The organism is Frondihabitans sp. Leaf304, assembly GCF_001423105.1.
In the GTDB taxonomy this organism is placed as follows: Bacteria; Actinomycetota; Actinomycetes; order Actinomycetales; family Microbacteriaceae; genus Frondihabitans.
Genome location: NZ_LMNV01000003.1, coordinates 301,221 through 321,760, shown reverse-complemented (window position 1 = coordinate 321,760; position 20,540 = coordinate 301,221). Strand labels below are relative to the sequence as shown.

The following is a 20,540-nucleotide window of genomic DNA, read 5'->3' as shown; positions in this document are numbered from 1 at the left end:
CCGCTGCGTTCCGCCGTCAACCCGAACCACCGAAAGGCCCCCCGATGAGCACGATTCAAGGCAACCCGCTTGAGCCGAGCATCGGCGACGGCGTCGATCTGGCCTCTCGCAAAGACGACAACCCGGGTGAGAGCCAAGGGCGCATCGTCTACAAGCGCTTCGTCTCGAACAAGGTCGCCGTCGTCGCGATCATCGTCTACGTCCTCCTGATCGTGCTGTCGATCTCCGCGATCGGCCTCGGGCCCATTCCCGGCTGGTGGAAGTACGACTACAAGAGCCTCAACTCTCTCGTCAACGAGGGCGCACCCACCCTCAAGCTCTTCCCCTTCAGCCTCGGCGACCACCCGTTCGGCCAGGACCGCATCGGCAAGGACTACTTCGCCCTGACGATGCGCGGCATTCAGAACTCCGTCCTCGTCATGATCCTGATCGGACTCGTCGCCACGGTCATCGGCGTCGTCGTCGGTGCTCTCGCGGGCTACTTCCGCGGCTGGGTCGACTCGGTCCTCATGCGGATCACCGACGTCTTCATCGTGATCCCCGCACTGGTGATCGGCCTGATCGTCGGCAAATCCGCCGGTGCCGGAGGCCTTGGCGCATTCGGCCTCGCGGCCCTCCTCGGTGTCGTGTCCTGGATGGTCATCGCCCGTCTGGTGCGAAGCGAGTTCCTCTCCCTGCGAGAGCGGGAGTTCGTCGAAGCCGCCCGGGTCGCCGGCGCCTCCGACGTGCGGATCATCTTCCGCCACATCCTGCCGAACGCCATCGGCGTGATCATCGTCTCGTCGACGTTGCTCGTCGCCTCGGCGATCCTGCTCGAAACAGCCATCAGCTACCTCGGCTTCGGCATCAAGTCACCCGACTCGTCTCTCGGTCTGCTGATCAGCGGCAACCAGTCGGCCTTCTCCACCCGACCCTGGCTCTTCTGGTGGCCCGCCGCTTTCATCGTGATCCTGGCCCTGTGTGCCAACTTCGTCGGCGACGGCCTCCGCGACGCGTTCGACCCGCGCTCCAAGCGCTTCAGCCTTCGCAAGACGGCCGAGCCCGACGCAGCCGAGGTGTCGACCCAGGTGTCTCCGACACCGCCGGTCACCAAGTGATGGCGACCCGCTTCGCCGGTGTCGTAGCCCCGCGCAGGGCGAAGAGCGCCAGCTCAGACTCGACCGAGCAGCACGGCTCCCGCGACAGCCAGAACGGCAACCGCCGCGAGCGGCTGCCAGAGCCACTCGACGCGAACAGCCGTCTTGTCGGCCAGGCCGAGTTCCAGCGCACCGTTCTCGCGCAGGTGCTCCCATCGTTCGCGGACGAGGTCGGCAGCAGCGCCCGACTCGGTCGTCACCAGGTCTCCGGGCCGCACGGTGCTGCCGAGGTCGCCGCGGGGGCTGCTGCGCGTCCCCTTCTCGCGACGCTGCGCCATGGCGGCTCCGGTGCGACCGGGCGCCGGTGCGGCCCAGGCCGCGTAGGTGTGGCCGGGCGTGTGAAGAGTCAGGGCGAATCGAGTGCTCACGTCGATCAGCGCGGCCCAGGGCACGTGGATTCGACGAACGACGTTGGTGAGGGTGACGCCGTCGGCATCGACCTCGACGCGGGGGCGCCACAGGGCGATCCACGTCAGAGCGGCGATAGCCGCGGCCGTCAGTATCTCTGCCGCCGCCGACTCGGGGTTGCCGACAGCCTGGCTCACGGCGACGAACAGAAGCAGCGCCCAGATCGCGATGGCCAGCCCGCGGTTGAAGCGAGAGACAAAAGAGGCGTCTGTGGGCGATCCGGGGTCCGACATGACTCCATCGTCGCAGAGGTGCCCGTGACAGAGTGCACACCGGCTAGCGCCGGCCGAGAAAGGACCACCGACTGATGTCCCAGGTCAACGAGACACCCGCCCGTACGACGAACGACGGTGTGCCCGTCCTTGAGGTGACCGACCTCGACGTCGACTTCGCGGTCGACAACGTCTGGGTACCGGCTGTCAAGAAGCTGTCGTACTCAATCAAGAGCGGCGAGGTCATGGCGCTGGTCGGCGAGTCCGGGTCGGGCAAGAGCGTCAGCTCCATGTCGATCCTCGATCTCCTGCCGCGGAACGCCCGTGTCGGCGGCAGCATCAAGCTCAACGGCCGGGAGCTCCGCGGCATCTCGCCGGCGCAGATGCGGGGCGTCCGCGGTCAAGACGTGGCGGTCATCTTCCAGGAGCCGATGACGGCTCTCAACCCGGTGTTCACCGTGGGCGCGCAGATCGTCGAGACGCTCCGCGTGCACTACGGGATCGCACCCTCGAAAGCACGGGAGCGGGCCATCGAACTCCTGGGTATGGTCGAGCTGCCGGATCCTGAAAAGGCCTTCAACTCATACCCGCACCAGCTCTCGGGCGGCCAGCGCCAGCGCGCCATGATCGCCCAGTCGATCTCGTGTGACCCCGGCCTCCTGATCGCCGACGAGCCCACGACCGCTCTCGACGTGACGGTCCAGGCCGAGATCCTCGACCTGATCCGTAGTCTCCGCGACCGTCTCGGCAGTGCCGTGCTGCTCATCACGCACGACATGGGCGTCGTCGCCGACATCGCCGATCACATCGCGGTCATGCGCCAGGGCGAGGTCGTCGAGGCCGGCCCCACACTCCAGATCTTCCGCAACCCGCAGCACGAATACACGAAGGCCCTCCTGGAGGCCGTGCCGCACCTGGGGCAGGGCGGTGGTGAAGACGATGTCGTCGACATCACGGAGGCCATGGCCGAGACCGTCGCCGCCGTCACTCACCAGTCGTCTCCCGTCGACGGACGGCCTCACGTGGAAGACCGCGACGACACGGATGCCGTCCTGAACTTCAAAGACGTCGTCATCGAATATCCCGGTCGGGGTCGGGTCAAGGCGTTCCGGGCCATCGACCACGTCGATCTCGTCGTTCGCCGGGGCGAAGTCGTCGGCCTCGTCGGGGAATCAGGATCCGGCAAGACCACGCTCGGACGAGCCGCAATCGGCCTCCTCCCCATCACCGAGGGGCACCTCTCCGTCGTCGGCACCGACCTGTCAAAGCACTCGCGTGCGCTGACGCGCCAGGTGCACAAGAACGCCGGCATCGTGTTCCAGGATCCCTCGTCGTCGCTCAACCCCCGGATGAGCATCGGCGACAGCATCGGTGAGCCGCTTCTGCTCGCGAAGAAGTTCAAGGGGCAGGAGCTCACCAACGAGGTCGAGTCGCTCCTCGACAGCGTTCGCTTGCCGAAGAGCTACCGCACCCGCTACCCGCACGAGCTCTCGGGTGGGCAGAAGCAGCGCGTCGGCATCGCGCGTGCGCTGGCTCTCCGACCTCAGCTGCTCATCGCCGACGAGCCGACCTCGGCCCTCGACGTCTCGGTGCAGGCCACGGTGCTCCAGCTCCTCAAGGAGCTGCAGCGCGAGTTCCAGTTCGCCTGCCTGTTCATCACCCACGACCTCGCGGTGATCGACATCCTGGCCGACCGCATCGCGGTCATGCACAAGGGTCGACTGGCCGAGGTCGGCACGCGCGACGCGATCCTCCGCCACCCGCAGGATCCCTACACGCAGCGCCTCATCGCGGCCGTCCCCCTGCCCGATCCGGAGGTGCAGCGCGAGCGACGCGAGTTGCGCGCCCAGATCCTCGCGGCCGGCTCGGACGAGTAGCCGACCGCTCACGGCAGTCAGGAGCACCCCGCGACGCAGGCCGCGGGGTGCTCCTCGTTCCGCTCTGGGAGGACGTTTCCCGCTGTTCACCCCGCTCCGGGTAGACTCTTGAGGTCGGGGCCATGGTTGCCCCCAATCGACTTTCTCTCCTCCCTCTCGAAAAAGGACGTACAACTATGGCGACTGCCATCCGCAGTGACCTGCGCAACGTGGCAATCGTTGCCCACGTCGACCACGGCAAGACGACTCTCGTCGACGCCATGCTCAAGCAGACCAACTCCTTCGACGCGCACTTCGACACCGAAGACCGCATGATGGACGGCAACGAGCTCGAGCGCGAAAAGGGCATCACGATCCTCGCGAAGAACACCTCGGTGCTCTACAACGGCGAGCACGCGACCGACGGTCCGATCACGATCAACGTGATCGACACCCCGGGCCACGCCGACTTCGGTGGCGAGGTCGAGCGCGGCCTCTCGATGGTCGACGGCGTCGTCCTTCTCGTCGACGCGTCCGAGGGCCCTCTGCCCCAGACCCGCTTCGTTCTTCGCAAGGCACTCGCCGCGAAGCTCCCTGTCATCCTCCTGGTCAACAAGACCGACCGCCCCGACGCGCGCATCGACGACGTCGTCGCCGAGTCGCAAGACCTCCTTCTCGGCCTCGCGTCCGACCTGGCCGACGAGGTCGAAGACCTCGACCTCGACGCCATCCTCGACGTCCCCGTCGTCTACGCCTCCGGCCGCGCCGGCGCCGCGTCGACCAACAAGCCCGAAAACGGCTCGCTGCCCGACAACGACGACCTCGAGCCGCTCTTCGATGCGATCCTCAAGCACGTTCCGGCTCCGACCTACGACGACGAGCACCCTCTCCAGGCGCACGTCACCAACCTCGACGCCTCACCGTTCCTCGGTCGTCTCGCCCTGCTGCGCGTCTTCCACGGCACGCTGAAGAAGGGTCAGACGGTTGCCTGGGTCAAGCACGACGGCACCGTTCAGAACGCCCGCATCACCGAGCTCCTCGTCACCAAGGCTCTCTCGCGCTACCCCGCCGAGAGCGCGGGCCCCGGTGACATCGTCGCCGTCGCCGGCTTCGACACCATCACCATCGGTGAGACGCTGTCCGACCCCGACGACGTGCGTCCGCTGCCGACCATCACGGTCGACGACCCCGCCATCTCGATGACGATCGGCACCAACACCTCGCCCATCATCGGCAAGGTCAAGGGCCACAAGCTCACCGCCCGCATGGTCAAAGACCGCCTCGACCGCGAGCTGATCGGTAACGTCTCGCTCAAGGTCGAAGACATCGGGCGCCCCGACGCCTGGGAGGTCCAGGGTCGTGGCGAGCTCGCTCTGGCCATCCTGGTCGAGCAGATGCGCCGTGAGGGCTTCGAGCTCACCGTCGGCAAGCCGCAGGTCGTGACGCGTCGCGTCGACGGCAAGCTGCAGGAGCCCTTCGAGCACATGACCATCGACGTGCCCGACGAGTACCTCGGTGCCGTCACGCAGCTCATGGCCTCGCGCAAGGGTCGTATGGAGAACATGGCGAACCACGGCTCGGGCTGGGTCCGCATGGAGTTCATCGTCCCCGCCCGCGGCCTGATCGGCTTCCGCACGCAGTTCCTCACCGACACGCGCGGTACCGGCATCGCCAACGGCATCAGCCACGGCTACGGCCCCTGGGCCGGCGAGATCCAGACCCGCACCAACGGCTCGATCATCGCCGACCGCTCGGGTGTCGTCACGCCCTTCGCCATCATCAACCTCCAGGAGCGCATGACCTTCTTCGTGCAGCCCACCGAAGAGGTCTACGAGGGCATGGTCGTGGGCGAGAACTCGCGCGCCGACGACATGGACGTCAACATCACCAAAGAGAAGAAGCTGACCAACATGCGTCAGTCGACGGCTGACAACTTCGAGTCGATGACGCCCTCCAAGGTGCTTTCGCTCGAAGAGGCCCTCGAGTTCGCCGGCGACGACGAGTGCGTCGAGGTCACCCCCGACGCAATCCGCATCCGCAAGGTGGAGCTCGACGCGTCGGCTCGCCAGCGCTCGACCGCTCGCCTGAAGAAGCAGAACGCGTAGTCGTACGACTCCCGCTCGATGGAACGCCCCCGGATCCTGGTCTTCAGGATCCGGGGGCGTTCCTCGTTCACTCCGGCTCGGCCGGAACCGGAGCCGCTGCGGCCCCGTGGCAACGGCCATGACTCGACCCCGCGTAGGGTCGTAGGGGTGAAGTCCACCGACCTGAATCTGCTCGTGTCCACCTCTCACCCCACGATCTCGCCGGACGGCAAGCGCCTTGTGTTCGCCGTCACGCGACCCGACATCGACGGTGACGCCTACGTCGGCCAGCTGTGGCAGGCTCCGGCGGACGCCTCCTCTCCGCCCGAGCGACTGACCCGGGGCTTCCATGACTTCAGCCCGGCGTTCTCGCCCGACGGCTCGACCATCGCGTTTCTCCGAGCCACCAGCGACGGTGCTCCTCAGCTGCAGGTGGTCCGAGCCGCGGGTGGGGAGCCGGTACAGGTCACTGATCGGAAGCTCGGCGTCTCCGACTTCTCCTGGTCGCCGGACGGCTCCCGTCTCGTCTTCGTGTCACGCGTACCCGAGGAGGGTCGCTACGGCACGGTCGAGGGGATCTCGTCGAGTGCCGAGCCGGCCCGCACGATCACGACGACGCGGTACCTCTCGAACGGCGTCGGTTACACCATCGACCGCCATGCGCAGTTGTTCGTCGTCGACGTCCCCGACATCGGCGCAGAGCCCTTCGTGAAGTCGGCCCCGTATCCGGGTGCGAAGAACGACGCAGGGCGGCCGGACGGCGATTCTTCCGGGCTCCCGACGGCGCGTCAACTCACCTCGGCCTCTGCCGACCATGCTCACCCGCGCTTCACGCCCGACGGCTCCGAGATCACCTTCGTGGCCTCGCTGCACGAGGGCAGCGACTCGGATCTCCGCTCCGGGGCGTACTCCGTGCCCGCAGCGGGGGGCGATATCGCGACACTCGTCGGCCCCGAGCTCGACCTCGGCGTCGAAGACATCCTCGTCGAGCCGAGCGGGAGTGCGTTCGTCCTCGCCTCCGAGACCGGTCCGACCGGGCTCGGGTTCGTCGGCACGAACGCGGCGCTCTATGTCCGGCCGGCGGCTGGGGCCGCGCTGACGCGGCTGACCGACCCGGAGAACGTCGACCTCTCCTCGTCGAGGCTGGTGGGCGCCGGAAACGGTGCGGTGCTCGTGGCGGAGACGACACGCGGCACGGTTCAGCTGCTGCGTGTCTCGGTGGATGGCGTGACGACGCGCCTCACGGAGGGAAGCCTGGAGGTCACCGGGTACGCCGTCTCCGGGGCCACGACGGCCGTGACCTACATCGACGAGTCGACAGCGGGCGACGTCGCAGTGGTGGAGAGCGGGTCGTTCGACCGTGTCACCGACTTCTCCGCCGACGTTCGCGCGACCGGGCTGCGCGAGGCCGTCGAGACCACGATCGAGGCTCGAGACGGAACCCCCGTCCACGGCTGGGTGCTGACTCCGTCGGAGGAGGGGCCCCACCCCGTGCTTCTCGTGATCCACGGTGGGCCGTACTCGCAGTACACCGGGTCGCTCTTCGACGAGGCTCAGGTCTATGCCGACGCGGGCTACGGCGTCGTCATGTGCAACCCGCGGGGCGCCTCCGGATACGGTCAGGCCTTCGGGCGGGCCATCCAGAACCGCATGGGCACCATCGACATGACCGACGTCCTCGACTTCCTCGAGGGCGCGGTGGCTGCCAACCCGAGCTTCGATGGGGAGCGAGTCGGCATCATGGGCGGTTCGTACGGGGGCTACCTCACGGCCTGGACGATCGCGCACGATCACCGGTTCGCGGGTGCGATCGTCGAGCGCGGGTTCCTCGACCCGGAGTTCTTCATCGGCACCTCCGACATCGGCACCTTCTTCGTGGAGCAGTACACCGGGGCCGACCCCCAGGCGATGGCCGCGCAGAGCCCGCAGGCCTTCGTGTCGCAGGTGACGACACCGACGTTCGTCGTGCACTCGGAGGACGACCTCCGCTGTCCGCTGCCGCAGGCTGAGCGGTATTACCTCGGGCTCGTGCGGGCTGGCGTCGACACCAAGATGCTGATCTTCCCGGGTGAGAACCACGAGTTGTCGCGGTCGGGTCGCCCGCGGCACCGGGTGCAGAGGTTCGACGAGATCCTCGGCTGGTGGGCGGAACACCTCCCGGTCGCTGCTTCGTAGCGGCCGAGGGTGACGTGAAACGGCCACCGGGACGCCCTACGGTGTTCAGGATTGGCCGTTTCGCGTCGCTCCGCCGTGCTTCACAGCGTCAGAGCGAGTGAACGCAAGCGGGGCGAACTACGCGAACAGCGTCTCGCCCACATACCCTCCGGCACGGGCTCCCTGCGGCACCGCGAAGATGCCGCTCGACACGTGCTGCAGGTACTCGCCCATCGCGTCGTTCGCGGCCAGGGCGTTCTGGATCCGGACGAACTGCGCCTCGGGGTCGCGCTGGAAGCTGATGAAGAACAACCCGGCGTTGAGGCGACCGAGGTCATCGTTGCCGTCGACGAAGTTGTAGCCGCGGCGCAGCAGCTGAGCGCCGCCGTTGTGCTCGGGGTGAGCGAGCGACACGTGCGACGTCGTCGCGACGAGCGGCACCCCGTGCTGCTTCTTGGTGAAGTCGACGGAGCTTAACTCGGTGCCGCCCGAAAGCGGAGCGCCCTCGCCCTTGTCGCGACCGACGACGACCTGCTGCTCCTTGAGCGACTGGTGATCCCAGGTCTCGATGTGCATCCGGATCTTGCGGGAGACCAGGTAGGTGCCGTTTGCCATCCAGGCCGCACCGTCGGATCCTTGGGCCCAGACGTCTTTGCGCACGAGCGCCGTGTCTTCGGCCTTGAGGTTGGCCGTGCCATCTTTGAAGCCGAACAGGTTGCGGGGTGTGGTCTGGCCGCGGGTGGTCGACGAGGTGCGGCCGAATCCGAGCTGCGACCAGCGGAGCGACGCGCGGCCGAACGCGATGCGCGAGAGGTTGCGGATGGCGTGGACGGCGACCTGCGGGTCGTCGCTGCACGCCTGGATGCAGAGGTCGCCGTCGCTGGCCGCGGCGTTGAGGTTGTCGCCGGGAAACTCGGGCAGGTCGATCAGCTTGGGCGGGCGTTTCGAGGCGAGGCCGAAGCGATCGTCGAACAGCGAGGGGCCGAAGCCGATCGTGATGGTGAGGCCCGAAGCCGGCAGACCGAGCGCTTCTCCGGTGTCATCCGGGGGAGCGTAGAGCGAGCCGCCGGTGGCGCCAGTGGGCGACACCTCCTGCCCACGGGTCATGCGGCCGGCCGCGTACGACCAGTCTTTGAGGAGATCGACGAGCTCCTCGCGCGTCACGCCCGACGCGATGTCGAAGGCCGCGAAGTGCAGGCGGTCCTGCGCCGCGGTGACGATGCCCGACTGGTGCGTGGCGTAGAAGGGGTAGGTCGTGTTCGCGCCGCTCGAGGCGGCCGCAGCGCTGGTGACCGCCGACTCGATTCCGAGTGCGGAGCCTGCGCCGATCACGCCCGCGCCGAGGCCCACTCCGGCCAGGCCGAGCAGCCCGCGCCGCGACAGTCCGGGGCGCGGAGCGGTCTCGTCGTCTGTGGGCACGCTCGTCTGCCTGTCTCTCACCCTGCGCCCTAGCCGAGGAGCGCCGCGGTGAGCTTCGACAGGGGCTCGCTGAGGGCGTTGACGCCGTCGGAGAGGGCCTTCTTGTCGGCTGCCGTGAGCTTCGTGTACGACGGGTACGAAGTGTCGAGGCTGCCGTACTTCGCGAGGAGCGCGTCGAGTGACTTGAACTCGGAGTCGAGCTCCGTCGCGAGCGACTTGTCTTTCGTGAGGAGGATCGAGCGCACGCCCTCGTAGGCGACCTGCGCGCCCTCGAGGTTGGCCTGGAAGTCGTAGAGGTCGGTGTGCGACCAGGTCTCTTCCTCGCCGGTGATCTTCGACGTCGCGACCTCGTCGAGGAGGCCGACAGCGCCGTTGGCGATCGTGTCGAGCCCGACGCTGAAGTCGGAGGCGGTGACCTCGTCGTAGAGCTGCTTGGTGTTCTTGGTGAGCTGCGCGGCGAGGGTCTTCTTCTCCGCGGCGGTCAGAGCGGTCTTGTAGTCGGAGCGGCCGGGAACGGCGGCGGTCGGCTGCCACAGGTCTTTCTCGATCCGGTGCCAGCCCGTCCACTTCTCGCCCTTCTCGAGGTCGGCGGCGCGGTTGTCGAGCTGGGGATCGAGGTCGCCGAACGACTCGGCGACGGGCTCGATGCGCTCGTAGTGCGCACGCACCTCGGGGTAGAGCTTCTTAGCCGCGGCGTCGTCGCCCGCGAGCCACGCGTCGAGGAAGTCCTGCGTGCCGGTCACGAGCTGGCCGGTCTGATCTTTGATGTACCCGACGTAGGCCTTGTCGGCCGCGTCGATCTGCTGCTGCTCGGTGCCGGTCGCCTTGATGGTCTTGCCCGAGTCGGTGACCGTGAACTTGGCGCGAACGCCCTCTCCCACGAGGCCGGGGATGCAGGCGGTGTAATAGTCGCCGGCCGCGAGCTGCGTGGTCAGCGTGCCCGACGTTCCGGGCCCGATGTTCTCTTTCTCGCTCAGGATCCGGAGCCCGTCCGAGGCGAGGACCTCGAACTCGGTGTTGTCGGATCCTTCGTTCGCCATCGTGAAGGTGACCGTGCCGCTCGGCGCGGTCGTAGTCGAGACCTCGCAACTCGAGTCTTTGCCGGTGACGCTGACGGTCGGGGCGCCATTCGACGAGGATCCCGCGGACGGGTTGTTCTCGACGCAGCCGGTCAGGGCGAGGGCGGCGACGGCGACTCCGGCCGCGAGGCCGAGGGGGCGAACGATCATTCGGGTGCTCCAGTGCTGAGAACGGACTCGCGCGAACCCGGGGCGGGCGTCGAGTCGGCGGTGGTGGTCGAGGGGGAGGTCGTCTTGGCCGGGCGGCGCCGTGTGGCGCGGAGGAAGAGCGGGAGGACGACCACGAGATAGGCGAGCCAGACGACGGACTGCAGCACCGTCGGGCGCGGGGTGAAGTTGACGAGGCCCTGGAGAAGGGTGCCGTACCAGCTGGTCGGCGGTATCGCACGCGAGATGTCGAACGCGTAGACGCTCGCGCCGGGCAGGACTCCGGCCTCCTGCAGGTCGCCGATGCCGTACAGCAACACGCCGGCGGCGACGATCACCAGGAAGAACCCGGTGATGGTGAAGAACTTCGCCAGGTTGAGGTGGACGAAGCCGCGGTAGATGCCGATCTCGATCACGATGGCCGCTGCGATGCCGAGAAGAGCGCCGATTGCGGGAATGGCGGTGCCTCCCGCGGTCGACACGGTGGCCCAGACGAACAGCGCCGTCTCGATGCCCTCGCGGCCGACCGAGAGGAACGCGAGGCCGACGATCGCCCAGGCGCCGCCGAGGAGGGCCTTGTCGAGGTTCGACTGCAGGTCGTGCTTCATGCTGCCGGCGGTCTTCGCCATCCAGAAGGTCATCGTCGTGACGAAGCCGACGGCGATGATCGACAGCCCGCCGCCGATGATCTCCTGCGCCTGGAAGCTGAGGCCGTAGCGGCCGAAGGTGAGCAGGGCACCGAGGCCGAGCGAGAGAACTGCGGCGAGGGCGACGCCGGCCCAGATCCGGGGCAGCACGTCGCGCCGCCCGACCTTGACCAGGTAGGCGATGAGGATGCCTACGACGATGGAGGCCTCGAGACCTTCGCGGAGGCCGATGAGGAAGTTGGCGAGCACGGGCGAGCCTTATGAATCGGATGGGCCGGAGCCGGTCGGCGGGGCGATGGCCCTGGCCGGGTGAGGTCGACTTATGTTGGTAAGCCTTGCCTAACCAGAGACGACCATAATGGCCGCTCGCCTATCCTGTCCAGTGATGAGCACTTCCGAGACCGACCCTCCAGCCCCTGTTGCCTCGACATCGAGAGACCGAGGGAGCGACCTCGAGCGCGTCCTCGTGGTGCACGCCCACCCCGACGACGAGACGATCGCGACGGGGGCGCTGCTGGCGACCCTCGTCGACGACGGCGCCCAGGTGACGGTCGTCACCTGCACTCGCGGAGAGCTCGGCGAGGTCATGCCCGACGACCTCGCCGCCCTGCGCGGCCGCGACGCCGCGCTCGCCGCGCACCGACAGAACGAGATCGCCGAGGCGATGGCCGTTCTCGGGGTGACCGACCACCGGTTCCTCGGTACCGAAAGCGCTCGCACGCCCGGTCTTCCCGTCCGCGCCTACCGCGACTCCGGCATGGAGTGGGGGAGCGACGGCATGCCTATCCCCGTGGCCGACGTGCATCCGGCCGCGTTCTGCTCCGCGTCCTTCGGCGAGATTGTCTCCGACCTGGCGGCCGTGGTCGACGACGTGCATCCGACCGCTATCGTCAGCTACGACGTCGACGGCGGCTACGGTCACCCCGATCACGTCCGGGTCAACCGCGCGGTAGCACGAACCGCCGAGATCGCGGGTGTTCCGTTCTTCGCGATCACGGGCGGCACCGTCGAGATGAAGACCTCGTCCGGCGGGAGGCCGTCCGGGACGCCGACTTTGGCGGGCGCCGACGTCGTCGTCGATGGCGCCCCCGTGCTCGAGCGCAAGGTCCGCGCCCTCGAGGCTTACCGCTCGCAGGTGCGCGTCGTCCGCACGCCGGGCGGGCCCGCCCTCGAGTTTCCCCACGGCGCCATCGAGCCGGTCAGCGTCGTCGAGACCTTCCGTCACGTGGCCGAGCCGGAGCCTGCGTCGTTCCCGCAGGGTGCCGGCTTGGACGAGCTCGGCCCGCTGGGCAAGGGCCTGACCTACGGCGCCTCGCTCGTCGCCGGCGCCCTCTTCGGGGCCATCGGCACGATCGCCCATCAAGAGACGGCGGGTGGCTTCCCGGTCGGGGCGACGCTGGCGCTGGCCATGGTCGCGGCACTGCTGATCGGCTTCAGGATCCAATTCGGCTCACGATTCGTCGGCGTCCTCGCCGCCCTGGGAGTGGTCGGCGTCGTCGGCCTCCTGTCCCTTCCCCAGTCGAGCGGAACCGTGCTCGTTCCGGGCAACGCGCTCGGCTACGCGTGGCTCTTCGGCCCGGTCGTGATCGCCCTGTTCGTCTTGGGCTGGCCCCGTTTCGGGGCTCTGCGGGCCGCACGGGCCGCGCGGGTCGATAGACTGGGACACTCGCCGCAGAGTCCGACCGACCTGCCCGATGCGAAGGAACAGATTTAGCCCGTGACGTATGTGATCGCCCTCCCCTGTGTCGATGTCAAAGACCGCGCCTGCATCGACGAGTGCCCGGTCGACTGCATCTACGAGGGTGAACGCTCGCTCTACATTCACCCCGACGAATGCGTCGACTGCGGTGCCTGCGAACCGGTCTGCCCCGTCGAGGCGATCTACTACGAAGACGATCTACCCGACAAGTGGTCCGAGTACTACAAGGCCAATGTCGAGTTCTTCGACGAGATCGGCTCTCCGGGCGGTGCCGCCAAGATCGGCGTGATCGCTCACGACCACCCGGTCATCTCGGTTCTGCCGCCGCAGGCCGCCGAGCACTGATCGGCGTCTCGGCGTGGCTCTGACTCTTCCCGAGTTTCCGTGGGATTCCCTGGCCGACGCCTCGGCCACTGCGCGCCGTCACGAGGGCGGCATCGTCGACCTCTCGGTCGGATCGCCCGTCGACCCGACCCCGGCCGTCGTGCGCGACGCCCTGCGTGAGGCGACCGATGCGCACGCCTATCCGCAGGTCGCCGGCACCCCGGCCCTCCGCGCCGCCATCATCGACTGGTATGCCGAACGGCGCGGCGTCACCGGCCTCACCGACGCGAACGTGCTGCCGACGATCGGCTCGAAAGAGCTCATCGCCGGCATGGCCCTCTGGCTCGGTCTCGGCCCGGGCGACACTGTCGTGTACCCGACGAACGCCTACCCGACCTACGAACTCGGCGCCGCCCTGGTAGGCGCCACCGCACTCGCCTCCGACGACCCCGCCGAGTGGCCTCGGTCGACGAAGCTCGTCTGGCTCAACAGCCCCGGCAACCCCGACGGTCGAGTCCTCTCCATCGAGCAGCTCAAGGCCGCCGTCGACCGTGCCCGCGACCTCGGGGCCGTCATCGCCGGCGACGAGTGCTATGCCGAGCTCGGCTGGGAGACGGAGTACGACGACACGGCGACACCCTGCATCCTCGACGAGCGAGTGATCGGCGACAGCCGCCGAAACGTCATCTCGGTCTACTCGCTGTCGAAGCAGTCGAACCTCGCGGGCTACCGCGCCGGGTTCATCGCCGGCTGCGGCGAGATCGTCGGGCAGCTGCTCGGTGTGCGGAAGCACGCGGGTCTCATGCCTCCGGCGCCGGTGCAGCAGGCCATGGTGACAGCCCTGGGTGACCACGACCACGTCCGCGCCCAGAAGGCGCTCTACCGAGGGCGGCGCGACCGGCTCTCGCGAGCCCTCGTCGCCGCCGGATTCCGCATCGACGACAGCGAGGCAGGCCTCTACCTCTGGGCCACCCGCGACGAAGACGCCTGGGCGACCGTTGGGTGGCTCGCCGACCGGGGCATCCTGGTGGCGCCGGGCACGTTCTACGGGGTGAGCGGTGCACGTCATGTGCGCATCGCTCTCACCACGACCGACGAGCGGATCGATGCGGCCGTGAGTCGTCTCGCCGGCTGAGCCGTCGGATCCTACGCTCGGGGGTGCTCGCGCCCGCTGCCCCTCCTACTAGGCTGAACGAGTGACTGACACTGCCAACGACGCCCAGAAGGCCACGCAGCAGACGGCGAAACTCACGTTCCCGGGCGGAACGGCCGAGTTCCCGATCGTCCCGTCGAGCGACGGGGCATCGAGCGTCGACATCTCGACGTTCATGAAGCAGACGGGCTACTCGACGCTCGACGCCGGATTCGTGAACACGGCCGCCACCAAGAGCGCGATCACCTACATCGACGGCGACGAGGGCATCCTCCGCTATCGCGGGTACCCGATCGAGCAGGTCGCGGCGAACTCGACTTTTCTCGAGACCGCGTGGCTGCTGATCTACGGTGAGCTGCCGACCGCCGACGAGCTCGCCTCGTTCGACGCGCGCATCCGCCGCCACACTCTTCTGCACGAAGACCTCCGCCGGTTCTTCGATGCGCTGCCCGCCTCGGCTCACCCGATGTCGGTGCTGTCGTCGGCCGTCGGCGCGCTGTCGACGTTCTACGAAGACACCATGGACGTCAAAGATCCGGCGCAGGTCGAACTCCAGACCATCCGCCTCTTGGCGAAGCTGCCCGTCATCGCCGCCTACGCCCACAAGAAGAGCCTCGGGCAGGCGTTCCTCTACCCCGACAACAGCCTCTCGTTCGTCGACAACTTCTTGAAGCTCAACTTCGGCACGATGGCCGAGCCGTACGTCGTCAACCCGGTGCTCTCGAAAGCCCTCGAACGCCTGCTCATCCTCCACGAAGACCACGAGCAGAACGCGTCCACCTCGACGGTCCGCCTCGTCGGCTCGACCGAGGCCAACATGTACTCCTCGATCTCGGCCGGCATCTCCGCCCTCTACGGCCCGCTGCACGGCGGCGCCAACGAGGCCGTGCTCAAGATGCTCGCCGAGATCCGCGACTCCGGTCAGGGCGTCGCCCGCTTCGTCGAGCGCGTCAAAAACAAGGAGGAGGGCGTCAAGCTGATGGGCTTCGGCCACCGGGTCTACAAGAACTACGACCCGCGCGCCAAGCTCGTCAAAGAGAGCGCCGACGAGGTTCTCGCGGCCCTCGGCGTGAAAGACGAGCTGCTCGACATCGCCCTCGAGCTGGAGCAGGTCGCGCTCAGCGACGAGTACTTCATCTCGCGCAAGCTGTACCCGAACGTCGACTTCTACACCGGCATTATCTACAAGGCCATGGGGTTTCCGCCGCGCATGTTCACGGTGCTCTTCGCCATCGGGCGCCTGCCCGGCTGGATCGCGCACTGGCGCGAGATGAACGTCGACAAGGCCACCAAGATCGGCCGACCGCAGCAGCTGTACGTCGGAGCGACCGAGCGCGACTGGCCCGAGGGTCGCTGACCGTCTTGGCGTGCGACAGCTAGTCGCGTTCCGCAGGTCTAGTCGCGGCATTCCGCGACTAAACCCGCGTTTTGCGACTAGCTGACGCGGATGCCTGGCTCAAGCGTGCAGCGCCTCGTTCAGCGTCACGCCGGTGCCCTTGCGCTGCAGCACCTCGACGGCCCCGGTCAGCGAGTTGCGGCGGAACAGCAGCCCGGCCCGGCCCGACAGCTCGACGGCCTTGACCGTCTGCTGCTTGCCGTTCGTGTCGGAGGCTGACCCGACGACGACCACCTTCGTGCCGGCCGTCACGTAGAGGCCCGCCTCGACGACGGTGTCGTCGCCGATCGAGATGCCGATGCCCGAGTTCGCCCCGAGCAGGGCCCGGTCGCCGATCGAGACGCGCTGGGTGCCGCCGCCCGAGAGCGTGCCCATGATCGAGGCGCCACCGCCGACGTCGGAGCCGTGGCCGACGACGACGCCCTGCGACACGCGACCCTCGATCATGGAGTCGCCGAGCGTTCCCGCGTTGAAGTTGACGAAGCCCTCGTGCATGACGGTCGTGCCCGGTGCCAGGTGAGCGCCGAGGCGCACGCGCGACGCGTCGGCGATGCGCACCCGCTCGGGCAGCACGTAGTCGAGCAGGCGGGGGAACTTGTCGACGCCGGTCGCCTGGATTCCCGCGCGCTGCAGGCTTCGGCGCAGCCGGCCGAAGTCGTCGGGGTGCACGGGGCCGGCGTTCGTCCATACGACCGCGGGCAGGTGGGCGAAGATGCCGTCGAGGTTGATCGTGTTCGGCTTGACGAGCAGGTGGCTGAGAAGGTGCAGGCGCAGATAGGCGTCGGGGGTCGACGCGGGTGCCGCCTCGAGGTCGATTCGCACCGTGACGGGCTCGAGCGTCACGGCTCGGCGGTCGTCGGGGCCGGCCTGCTCGCCGATCTCGGCCGGCGCGAGAGCCGGGTCGCGATCGGCGGGAAACTCGCCGAGAACGGGCGAGCCGAACCACGTGTCGAGGATCGTGCCGTCGGAGGCGATGGTGGCGAGGCCGTAGCCCCAGGCGGCGGAAGAAGCACTCATGGCAAAAGGGTATCGAGGATCCGACGGGGTCGCGTTCGTCTCCGAGGTCCCGTTATCGCCGCCCGGCTAGGCTGTGCGCATGCCAGCCCTCGACCTGACCGTCTCCTCGATCGACCTCACCCGGCAGCTGTGCGATATCCCCTCGGTGTCGGCCGATGAGAAGCGGATCGCCGACGACATCTGGGCCACTCTCGAGGGGTGCGATCACCTCGAGCTCTTCCGGGACGGCGATGCCATCGTCGCGAAGACGAACCTCGGCCGGGCGAAGCGGGTCGTCATCGCCGGGCACATCGACACCGTGCCGATCAACGACAACGTTCCGACCCGCTACGAGACGATCGACGGTGTCGACTACCTCTGGGGCCGCGGCACCGTCGATATGAAGGCCGGCTGCGCGGTCGCGCTCAAGCTCGCCGTCGAATTGACCGAGCCGAACGTCGACATCACCTGGGTCTGGTACGACCACGAAGAGGTCTCCGATGCGCTCAATGGTCTCGGCCGCCTGACTCGCGAGTACCCCGAGATGCTCGCGTCCGACTTCGCGATCCTCATGGAGCCGTCGAACTCGAGCGTCGAGGGTGGCTGCAACGGCAACCTCCGCGCCGAGATCCGCACCTACGGCCTCCGCTCGCACAGCGCTCGCTCCTGGATCGGCGACAACGCCATCCACAAGGCCGCGCCCATTCTCGCGAAGCTCGCCGCCTACGAGGCGCGCCAGGTCGAAGTCGACGGCCTCGTCTACCGCGAGGGTCTCAACGCCGTCGGAATCAGCGGCGGCGTCGCCGGCAACGTGATCCCCGACGAGTGCATGGTGCACGTCAACTACCGGTTCGCACCGAGCCGCTCGGCCGACGAGGCCGTGGCGCATATCCACGAGCTGTTCGGCGAGTACGACGTCGCGATCGTCGACCTGGCACAGGGCGCTCGGCCGGGCCTCGACGCGCCCCTCGCGCAGGAATTCTTGAAGGCCGTCGGCGGCGAGGCCAAGCCGAAGTACGGCTGGACCGACGTTGCGCGCTTCTCGGGCCTCGGCATCCCCGCGGTCAACTACGGCCCCGGCGACCCGATGAAGGCCCACGCCGACGACGAGCGCGTCGCGCTCGAGCAGATCACCGAGTGCGAGCGCGGGCTGAGGGCGTGGCTGACGGCCTGATCACCGGTAGCCGTCCTTCGGCGCGAAGCAAGGTGAGTGCGGCGACGCCGCTGTCACGCGTTCGCGCGATCGTCGACCGGCTGCCGTGGTGGGCCCAGGTCCTGCTGATCTTCGTGGCGTCGCGCTTCGTCAGCACGGCGCTTCTGCTCGGGTTCGCCGGCGCTCAGGCGACCAACCCCTGGACCGTCTCTCGACCCGATTACGCGAGCTTTGCGAAGATCTGGGACGGCCAGTGGTACTACATCGTCGCCCAGATCGGGTATCCGAGCGTGCTGCCGCTCACCGCCGACGGGCACGTCGCGCAGAACCAGTGGGCGTTCCTCCCGGTCTACCCCGTGGTCACCCGTGGGCTGATGGAGCTGACTGGAGCATCGTTCGCGCCGACGGCAGCGTTCGTGTCGGTGCTGGCGGCCGCAGCGACCGCCCTGGTGCTCTCTCGGATCCTCGTCCGGTTCCTTCCCGGCGGGTCGGCCCTCTTTGGAGTGTTGCTCTTCTGTGTGGCCCCGCTGTCACCGCTGCTGCAGGTGGCGTACGCCGAGTCGCTGTTCCTGTTGCTGCTGGCGGTCGCGCTTCTTCTGCTACTGCAGCGGCGCTACGGGTTGATGCTGCTCGTGCTCGCGGTGGCGTCGTTCACCCGGCCCGGTGTGATCGCCTTCGCGCTGGCGCTCGCGCTCCACTGGGGTCACCGGTACATCCGGCGGGAGAGCGAGCCGTTCTCGCCTCGGGAGCGTCTGAAAGTCGGAGTCGTGGCGATAGCCACGGGAGTCTTCGGTCTGGCCTGGCCCGTCGTGGCGGCCATCGTCACCGGCCGTCTCGACGCCTACACGGCCACCGAGCTGTCATGGCGCGCCGACTACATCGGCTACGGCCACCTCCTGCCCTTTACCTCGTGGGTCCAGGGGGCGAACTGGTGGGTGCCGGGTGGTGCGGGGGTGGTCTTCCTCGTCGTGGCGGTAGTCCTCTTCGGGCTGTTCCTCGTCACCCCATGGGCACGGCGTCTGCCCATCGACCTGCGGTTCTGGGTGGTTGCCTACGTGCTCTACCTGTTGGCGGTGTTCTTTCCGCAGTCGTCGACGTTCCGTGTGCTGATGCCGATTTTCCCGCTGCTCGGAGCGCTCGCCGTTCCGCGGTCGAAGGTGTTCCGCGTGAGCCTCGTGGCCGTCTTCGTCGTCGCCCAGTGGATCTGGCTCTACTACTGCTGGTGGGTGAACGGGTACGACTGGACACCCCCGTGACAGGCGGTTCGGCGACGCCTGACGGCCGACGTTTAGGGACTGGCCTGCAAATCACCGATAATAGGTATGAGCATTCCGCGAAAGGGGACTATCTGATGGCAGCCATGAAGCCGAGGACCGGCGACGGACCAATGGAGGCCGTGAAGGAGGGTCGGCTCATCATCGTGCGCGTTCCGCTGGAGGGCGGAGGGCGCCTGGTGGTCTCGGTCAACGATGACGAGGCCAAAGAGCTGCACGACGCCCTAGCCGGCGTCGTCAAAGCCGCTTCCTAACGGCCCCCAGAAGACGCCCCGCACAGAACGTGCGGGGCGTTTTTGCGTGCCCGCGTCAGCGCTTGACGAGCTGGAGCAGTCCGTCGCCGGCGGTCGCGAGCGAGCTGATCACGGCCGGTGACGTCGAGACCTCGGTGAGAAGCGTGCGGTAGTCGGCGGTGATCTGCTCGCGGGCGGCGGGGTTGGCCACGCGGCCGTTCCAGAGGGCATGAGCGACGAGGACGATTCCGCCCGTGCGGGCCAGCCGGAGGCCGTGCTCGACGTACTCGATGACGCCCTCGGGGTCGGCGTCGATCAAGACCACGTCGTAGGAGTTCTCGTTCATCCGCGGCAGCACCTCGCGGGCACGACCGGCGATCAGCCGCACGCGGTTGGCCGGGATGCCGGCGAGCACGTACGTCTCGCGAGCCGTCTGCTGATGATCGACCTCACTGTCGATCGACGTGAGCGTGGCGGAGGGCGCTCCCGCCATGAGCCACAGGCCGGAGACGCCGAGACCCGTGCCGATCTCGATGATGTTCTTGGCGCCGATAAGGGCGGTGGTCAGCGCCAGCTGCGCACCGACACCAGGCGAGACCGCTTCGACACCCGCCTCGAGGGAGTGCTGGCGCGCAAGACCGATGGCGTCGCTCTCGGTGACCAGTTCTTCGGCGAACTTCCAACTGGACTCTTTGTGTGGCACTCGTTACTCCTCGTCGGTCAACTCTAGGGGGCGCTCCGAGGTTCGAGCCGTTAGTCTCTTCACGTGTTGCCCTCCTTCGACAAGATCTTCGTGATCGCGCTCATCGCGGTCATGCTGTTGGGGCCCACACGCCTTCCGATCTACGCGCAGAAGCTCGGCCAGCTCGTCCGAACCGTTCGGGGCATGGCCGACACGGCCCGGGCGCGCATGAAAGAGGAGATGGGCGAGGAGTACAACGACGTCGACTGGCAGAAGCTCGATCCGCGTCAGTACGATCCCCGTCGCATCATCCGCGATGCCCTCCTCGACGAGCCCACGACCGTCATCTCGACCCCGGCGTCGGCTGCCGCGGCGTCGGCTGTGGCGGCGGGGCTGCCCACCCGCAGCTCGCGCGCGACGGTGGTGCCGTTGTCTGCAGGCGAGGCGCCGCCCTACGACAACGAGGCGACGTAGGCCCTGCACGGATC

General features: G+C 67.9%; 18 protein-coding genes. 12 read left to right on the top strand and 6 right to left on the bottom strand.

What is annotated here, in order from left to right:
* The first annotated feature begins 44 nt into the window (after positions 1-44).
* Positions 45-1,097, top strand: a complete 1,053-nt coding sequence (locus ASF54_RS11775; RefSeq protein WP_084816226.1) for an ABC transporter permease — start codon at positions 45-47, stop codon at positions 1,095-1,097.
* A 53-nt stretch (positions 1,098-1,150) separates the two neighbouring features.
* Here ASF54_RS11775 and ASF54_RS11770 read toward each other — a convergent pair whose 3' ends face one another.
* Positions 1,151-1,777 carry a PH domain-containing protein gene (locus ASF54_RS11770; RefSeq protein WP_055963069.1) on the bottom strand — a complete coding sequence of 209 codons (627 nt, stop codon included), beginning with the start codon at positions 1,775-1,777 and terminating at the stop codon, positions 1,151-1,153.
* A gap of 74 nt (positions 1,778-1,851) precedes the next feature.
* On the opposite strand from ASF54_RS11770, the gene ASF54_RS11765 reads away from it, so the two are divergent.
* From ASF54_RS11765 to ASF54_RS11755, 3 genes are all read left to right on the top strand, one after another.
* Entirely contained in the window at positions 1,852-3,633 is a 1,782-nt protein-coding gene (locus tag ASF54_RS11765; protein ID WP_055963067.1) for an ABC transporter ATP-binding protein, read from the top strand.
* 176 nt (positions 3,634-3,809) lie between these two features.
* Positions 3,810-5,717: a translational GTPase TypA gene (gene typA / locus ASF54_RS11760; RefSeq protein ID WP_055963064.1), complete on the top strand. Its 1,908-nt coding sequence runs from the start codon at positions 3,810-3,812 to the stop codon at positions 5,715-5,717.
* 147 nt (positions 5,718-5,864) lie between these two features.
* A complete protein-coding gene (locus ASF54_RS11755; protein ID WP_055963062.1) occupies positions 5,865-7,871 on the top strand; it encodes a S9 family peptidase in 2,007 nt (668 codons plus the stop codon).
* 117 nt (positions 7,872-7,988) lie between these two features.
* Here ASF54_RS11755 and efeB read toward each other — a convergent pair whose 3' ends face one another.
* The 3 genes from efeB to efeU are packed head-to-tail and all read right to left on the bottom strand — an operon-like array spanning position 7,989 to position 11,391.
* Positions 7,989-9,269, bottom strand: coding sequence for an iron uptake transporter deferrochelatase/peroxidase subunit (gene efeB / locus ASF54_RS11750; RefSeq protein WP_235481051.1), 1,281 nt, complete (start codon positions 9,267-9,269; stop codon positions 7,989-7,991).
* 29 nt (positions 9,270-9,298) lie between these two features.
* Positions 9,299-10,498: an iron uptake system protein EfeO gene (gene efeO, locus ASF54_RS11745; RefSeq protein WP_055963055.1), complete on the bottom strand. Its 1,200-nt coding sequence runs from the start codon at positions 10,496-10,498 to the stop codon at positions 9,299-9,301.
* A complete protein-coding gene (gene efeU / locus ASF54_RS11740; RefSeq protein ID WP_055963052.1) occupies positions 10,495-11,391 on the bottom strand; it encodes an iron uptake transporter permease EfeU in 897 nt (298 codons plus the stop codon). The genes efeO and efeU overlap by 4 nt, the downstream gene beginning before the upstream one ends.
* Before the next feature lie 136 nt (positions 11,392-11,527).
* Here efeU and ASF54_RS11735 point away from each other — a divergent pair, with 136 nt between their 5' ends.
* From ASF54_RS11735 to ASF54_RS11720, 4 genes are all read left to right on the top strand, one after another.
* Positions 11,528-12,856 carry a PIG-L family deacetylase gene (locus tag ASF54_RS11735; protein WP_162237129.1) on the top strand — a complete coding sequence of 443 codons (1,329 nt, stop codon included), beginning with the start codon at positions 11,528-11,530 and terminating at the stop codon, positions 12,854-12,856.
* Between the two features lie 3 nt (positions 12,857-12,859).
* Positions 12,860-13,186, top strand: coding sequence for a ferredoxin (fdxA, locus tag ASF54_RS11730; RefSeq protein ID WP_055963045.1), 327 nt, complete (start codon positions 12,860-12,862; stop codon positions 13,184-13,186).
* 13 nt (positions 13,187-13,199) lie between these two features.
* Positions 13,200-14,300: a succinyldiaminopimelate transaminase gene (gene dapC / locus ASF54_RS11725; RefSeq protein WP_055963040.1), complete on the top strand. Its 1,101-nt coding sequence runs from the start codon at positions 13,200-13,202 to the stop codon at positions 14,298-14,300.
* Between the two features lie 61 nt (positions 14,301-14,361).
* Entirely contained in the window at positions 14,362-15,675 is a 1,314-nt protein-coding gene (locus tag ASF54_RS11720) for a citrate synthase (protein ID WP_084816224.1), read from the top strand.
* A 99-nt stretch (positions 15,676-15,774) separates the two neighbouring features.
* On the opposite strand, the gene dapD is transcribed toward ASF54_RS11720, so the two are convergent.
* A complete protein-coding gene (gene dapD / locus ASF54_RS11715) occupies positions 15,775-16,731 on the bottom strand; it encodes a 2,3,4,5-tetrahydropyridine-2,6-dicarboxylate N-succinyltransferase (RefSeq protein WP_055963037.1) in 957 nt (318 codons plus the stop codon).
* Positions 16,732-16,810: 79 nt separating this feature from the next.
* On the opposite strand from dapD, the gene dapE reads away from it, so the two are divergent.
* The 3 genes from dapE (at position 16,811) to ASF54_RS16120 (ending at position 19,391) form a co-directional block, all read left to right on the top strand.
* Positions 16,811-17,884 carry a succinyl-diaminopimelate desuccinylase gene (gene dapE / locus ASF54_RS11710; RefSeq protein WP_055963034.1) on the top strand — a complete coding sequence of 358 codons (1,074 nt, stop codon included), beginning with the start codon at positions 16,811-16,813 and terminating at the stop codon, positions 17,882-17,884.
* On the top strand, positions 17,869-19,119 hold the full coding sequence (locus ASF54_RS11705) for a hypothetical protein (protein ID WP_235481049.1): 1,251 nt from the start codon (positions 17,869-17,871) through the stop codon (positions 19,117-19,119). Before dapE ends, ASF54_RS11705 begins: the two co-directional genes overlap by 16 nt.
* 95 nt (positions 19,120-19,214) lie before the next feature.
* Entirely contained in the window at positions 19,215-19,391 is a 177-nt protein-coding gene (locus tag ASF54_RS16120; protein WP_084816223.1) for a DUF3117 domain-containing protein, read from the top strand.
* Positions 19,392-19,446: 55 nt separating this feature from the next.
* Here ASF54_RS16120 and ASF54_RS11700 read toward each other — a convergent pair whose 3' ends face one another.
* Positions 19,447-20,073 carry an O-methyltransferase gene (locus ASF54_RS11700; RefSeq protein WP_055963031.1) on the bottom strand — a complete coding sequence of 209 codons (627 nt, stop codon included), beginning with the start codon at positions 20,071-20,073 and terminating at the stop codon, positions 19,447-19,449.
* Between the two features lie 63 nt (positions 20,074-20,136).
* On the opposite strand from ASF54_RS11700, the gene ASF54_RS11695 reads away from it, so the two are divergent.
* Positions 20,137-20,526 (top strand): Sec-independent protein translocase TatB, encoded by a 390-nt coding sequence (locus ASF54_RS11695; protein WP_233573078.1) that lies wholly within the window; start codon positions 20,137-20,139, stop codon positions 20,524-20,526.
* Positions 20,527-20,540: the final 14 nt, after the last annotated feature.